The organism is Arthrobacter sp. TJ-217, assembly GCF_058269255.1.
In genome coordinates this window covers 1-4,731 of record NZ_JBZCNJ010000022.1, presented here as the reverse complement: position 1 = coordinate 4,731, position 4,731 = coordinate 1, and the positions used below count along the sequence as shown (strand labels likewise).

Annotated in this window: 4 protein-coding genes; 3 read left to right on the top strand and 1 reads right to left on the bottom strand. The window is 64.0% G+C overall.

The window, feature by feature from the left end; genetic code table 11:
- Positions 1 to 1,002: 1,002 nt before the first annotated feature.
- The 3 genes from AC4D2R_RS17950 (at position 1,003) to AC4D2R_RS17940 (ending at position 4,225) form a co-directional block, all read left to right on the top strand.
- Positions 1,003 to 1,473, top strand: coding sequence for a hypothetical protein (locus AC4D2R_RS17950; RefSeq protein ID WP_490941461.1), 471 nt, complete (start codon positions 1,003 to 1,005; stop codon positions 1,471 to 1,473).
- Positions 1,474 to 1,590: 117 nt separating this feature from the next.
- Positions 1,591 to 3,408 (top strand): glycoside hydrolase family 15 protein, encoded by a 1,818-nt coding sequence (locus tag AC4D2R_RS17945; protein WP_490941460.1) that lies wholly within the window; start codon positions 1,591 to 1,593, stop codon positions 3,406 to 3,408.
- A 40-nt stretch (positions 3,409 to 3,448) separates the two neighbouring features.
- The gene (locus AC4D2R_RS17940; protein ID WP_490941459.1) at positions 3,449 to 4,225 is read left to right on the top strand and encodes an SDR family NAD(P)-dependent oxidoreductase; all 777 of its coding nucleotides are present in this window, start codon (positions 3,449 to 3,451) and stop codon (positions 4,223 to 4,225) included.
- 57 nt (positions 4,226 to 4,282) lie between these two features.
- Here the strand turns inward: AC4D2R_RS17940 and AC4D2R_RS17935 are convergent.
- The coding region (locus AC4D2R_RS17935) for a TetR/AcrR family transcriptional regulator (protein WP_490941458.1) at positions 4,283 to 4,731 on the bottom strand (449 nt) is incomplete at its 5' end.

Here is a 4,731-nt window from a genome sequence, read left to right as displayed (position 1 = left end):
GCGCCGGTGCTGCCGTTGAGCTGACCCAGGGTCGAGGAATAGGAGCCGTCCGCTGCCATGGCAGGCGCGCCGGAGAGGGCCAGCATGCCGAGGGCGAGGGAAGGTACTGCGAGAAGCCGCATGTTCTTGTTCATTGAGACCGTTTCCTTAATGGTGCGGGTGTGAACACGTCGATTGTGTGCCTATCGTGTGGTTCGTCACGCTCTACTGCCTGGATTGGACTGACTGCAAGAAAACTCAGCAGGCTTATTTTTCCCCACAGTGCATACTGTGGCAGGAAAAGCCGCGGTTGGGAAGGGGCGTACGCGCCTGCTGTGCCGGATGTGACTGTCCGCAGGAGGGCCGCCCTGATCGGTACTCTGATCAATAATTCGTTGCGGGCAGACGGCTGGCTCGGGCGGACTCAGGTGAGACCGGACCGTTGAGCCGGTTTCGCCGTTCGGCCGCGGGTCCGCCCTGGCCCGTTGTGGATGTTCCCGGGAGTTCTCCGGCTGCCTGTGAAGGTGGCCAAGACACCGATCATGGTTTCGTCTGGCAGTTTTGGGGGACGTGAAGAAACCGGGGCCTTCCGGAGCCGGTGCGAGAGTAACAACAAAATCCGCACGCTCAGGTGAACCTCAGCCAGTGGGCGTAATGTCTTACTCATCCTCACGTGCGAGTGATTGACGGCCGGATGTTTTTCAACCGGTTGAGAGCGTCGGAAAACATAATCAGCGGCCTCCACCGCGTGTTCTCCGGCGCTACTCAGGTGCGGGCACCGGCTGATATTCAGCTGTGGCCGTGTGACCCATGCGTGAAAGAGGTCCGCTGGTATTGCCAATTAAGGTTTCCCGGCAGGACCAGTCCTTCACCCCGCACGTGAATGTCACGCGCCGGAGATTCATAGCCAGGGCGAGGGGAGGTGTCCCGCGGCCCGAGGATGTCTGCCTAATCGCCCTGCCGCCGCGAAGTAATCCGCTTGAAATGGTTGCGGTCACCATGGGAGAGGACGATACTCACAGCATGTCCACGCAGAAGCCATCCCTGATGGAATCGATTGTCCGCGGCATGGTGGCCGGTGTCGCCGGGACCGTCGTGATGACGGCCTTCCAGAAGTATGTGGAAATTCCCCTGACCGGACGCGAAACCAGCTACGCGCCCGCGGATTTCGCCGAACGCATCCTTCCCATCCATCCGACGAGCCAGCAGGGGCGCGAGCGGCTGAACACGGTGACCCACTTCGCGCTGGGCACCATGTGGGGTACGGCCTACGGCGTCACAGCCCACGCCGGCCTGCGTGGAGCCAAAGCAGTCGCCGTAGTGTTCCCCGTTGTCTACAGCACCGATGTGCTGCTTAATACGGCCCTGGGACTGTATCAGCCCGGAACCTGGACCGCGCAGGACTGGACCGTGGATTTGACCAACAAATTCGTTCAGGCCGCGGCGACCGGGGTGCTCTACGATCACGTCTTCGCACCACCCCAAACGCGGTAGGCAACCCACTGGCAGGAAACCGCCCAGCGCGCCCCAACGCCGCTCCCGATGCCGGGGACTCCGGGGGTATCTCTGACGCCCATGGGACCTGCACGCCGCGCCCCGGAAGGGTGAGATATGGACTCTGCAGCCTTCGACGAGGAGGAAGCGGCGGCTGCGGTCGTTTCAGATTACGGTCTGCTCGGCGACTGTCAGGGAGCGGCCCTGGTCTCACGCGACGGATCGATCGACTGGTGGTGTCCGGCACGGTTCGACGCCCCCAGCATTTTTGGGCGGCTGCTCGATCCGCGTGCCGGCCACTGGATCATCCGCCCCGCAGTGGAGTACACGGCGACCCGCCGGTACCTGCCCGGCACCATGGTCGTGGAAACACTGTTCCACTGCCGAACCGGGTCCATGCGCCTGACGGACTGCCTGGCACTGGGGCCGGGGGAGCGCGGACACAGCATAGGACACAACTCCCCGCACATGCTGCTGCGCCGCGTTGAGGCAGTCAGCGGCGAGATCCGGGTACTGGTGGAGGTGGCCCCGCGCCCGGAGTACGGGCTGATCACACCGCACTTCACCCGCACCCCGACGGGATGGGACATCACCGGCGGCGCGGACCGGCTGAGACTGGATGCACCTGCCATCCTCGCCGTCCAGAACCACTCGGCGGTCGGAGAACTCTGGCTCCGTGACGGGGAACGGATGGATTTTTCTCTCCAGCACAGTGTTTCCACCGCCCGGCGTGTCCCGGCACCGGAGAGTGTCGCCGGGCTGGAAGACACCACCGCGGCCTGGGAGTCGTGGAGCCAGATGCATCGAAGCTACACCGGCGCCTACGAGGAGCAGGTTCACCGCAGCGCCCTGGTGCTCCAGGCCCTCACCTACAGTCCCACCGGCGCGGTCGTGGCAGCCGCGACCACTTCCCTTCCCGAGGAACCCGGTGGAGGCGCGAACTGGGATTACCGGTTCGGCTGGCTGCGCGATGGCAGCCTGACGCTCAAAGCCCTCTGGGCAGCCGCGTGCCCCGATGAGGCCCACCGGTTCTTCGAGTGGATCACCGCCTCGGCGGGATCCCTCAGCGTGAACCGTCTGCCGATCATGTTCGGGGTTGGCGGGGAACATGACCTGACCGAACACACCCTCGACCACCTCACGGGATACGCGCAGTCCCGTCCGGTGCGGATCGGCAACGACGCCTGGACGCAGAAACAGCTCGATGTCCTCGGCGAGGTTTTCGAATGCGCTTGGGTGCTGCGGGGCGTGCTGGGGAATCTACCGGAAACCACCCGTGAATTCCTGGTGGCCGTCGCCGACCTGGCGGCCGGAACCTGGACCGAAACCGATGCAGGGATCTGGGAAGGCCGGGAAGGCACCCGGGACTACCTCACCTCCAAACTGATGTGCTGGGTGGCCCTTGACCGGGCGGTGAAACTGGGAGGCAGGCTTGCCGCCCCGGACCGGGTTCCCGTCTGGGAAGCCGAACGCGACAAAGTCCGGGCCGCGATCTTGGGCCGGGGTTGGGACGGCACCGTCGAGGCGTTCACCGGCGCCTTCGGCTCCGATCACCTGGACGCCGGCGTCCTGCTGATGCCGATCATGGGATTCCTGCCAGCAGAGGACGAGCGGATCCTCTCCACCCTAGATGCCATTGAACGGGACTTGACATCCGGTTCCCTGGTCCAGCGATGGACAGGATCCGGAGATGAGGGAGCTTTCATCATCTGCTCCTACTGGCTGGCCGCAGGGCGGGCCATGGCCGGGCAGACCGACCGGGCAAGGCAGATCTTCAACACTGTGACCGGCCACGCCAACGACCTCGGACTTCTCTCCGAAGAGATCAGCATCAAAGACGGAACGCTGATCGGCAACTTCCCGCAGGGCCTGTCACACGTCGGTCTGATCAACGCGGCCTGGGCCATCACCGAGGCCGAAAACAACCGGGCCTGAACCCACCCCGGGCCCACTACAAGTAAACGGAGGACATCAAATGGGACAGCTGCAGGACAAGGTCGCGTTCATCACCGGATCCGATTCAGGCATCGGGCAGGCCACCGCCATCGAGTTCGCCCGCGAGGGCGCCGACATCGTCATCCACTACCTCCACGATCAGGACGGAGCCACCTCGACGAAGGAACAGGTCGAAGCACTCGGGCGCAGAGCCGTTATCGTGCACGGGGACCACGGCGATGAAGACCAGGTCATCACCATGTTCAAGACCGCCTTCGCCGCCTTCGGCCACGTTGACATCCTGATGAACAATGCCAGCGCCGACGCCTCGGGAACGTACGTCGCCGACCTGAACATCGCCGATTTCGAACGCACCCTGCGCAGCAACCTCATCGGGCAGCTGATCTGCTGCAAACACTTCATCAACCACCGCAAGGACCAAGGCGGCGGGGGGAAAATCCTCAACACGACCTCCGTCCACGAAGAGCAGCCCCGTGCCGGAGCCGCCGACTACGACTGCTCCAAAGGTGCCCTGCGGAACCTGACGCGCACCCTGGTGCTTGAAGTCTCCGACCTCGGGATCACCGTCAACAACATCGCCCCAGGGATGGTCCTCACACCCTTCAACCAGAAAGCCATCGATGACCCCGAATACCTCGAGCAGCAAGTCCAGACCATCCCGCTGAAACGTGCGGCCGAACCCAGGGAAATCGCCCGCCTGGCCGTATTCCTGGCCTCCCCGGACGGGGACTACGTCACCGGGGCAACCTATGTGATGGACGGCGGACTGATGCAGATGGCAGGACAGGGAGCCTGACCGAATCGCCCACCCAGTCACGGGCGCCCGCGCCCCAGGTAAACGACGCGGCCATCCTCACAGCGGGACCTCGGGAGCGGTCCGGTGGTGCTCGATGAGGAACTCCGCCATCGGTCGTGCACGCCGGGCCGCCTTGGTGTCTCCTTCCGTCGCCGCGACGATGGTGCCCTTGATCAACAGCATCCAGGCGTGCGCGAATACTTCCGCGTCCCCAAGGCCCGCCGCCGCGGCCGCTGCCTGGACGTGCAAACGTAGTCTGTCGAGGTACCGGTGGCTTTGCTGTCCCAGTGGATGCTCCGGTCCCAGTTCGAACAGCACCCTGATGTAGGACGAGGACTCAAAATCCGGGCGGTGGAACCATTCATCCAGGACGTCAAATGTGGCCCGCAACTGCTCTTCGGCGGTGGCGCCGGGACGGGCGGTCTGAACTTGGAAATGGTCGACCACGAATACCTGCCAGCGCCGCTCAAAGAACGCCAGGATCAGGTCCTGTTTGGAGGGAAAAT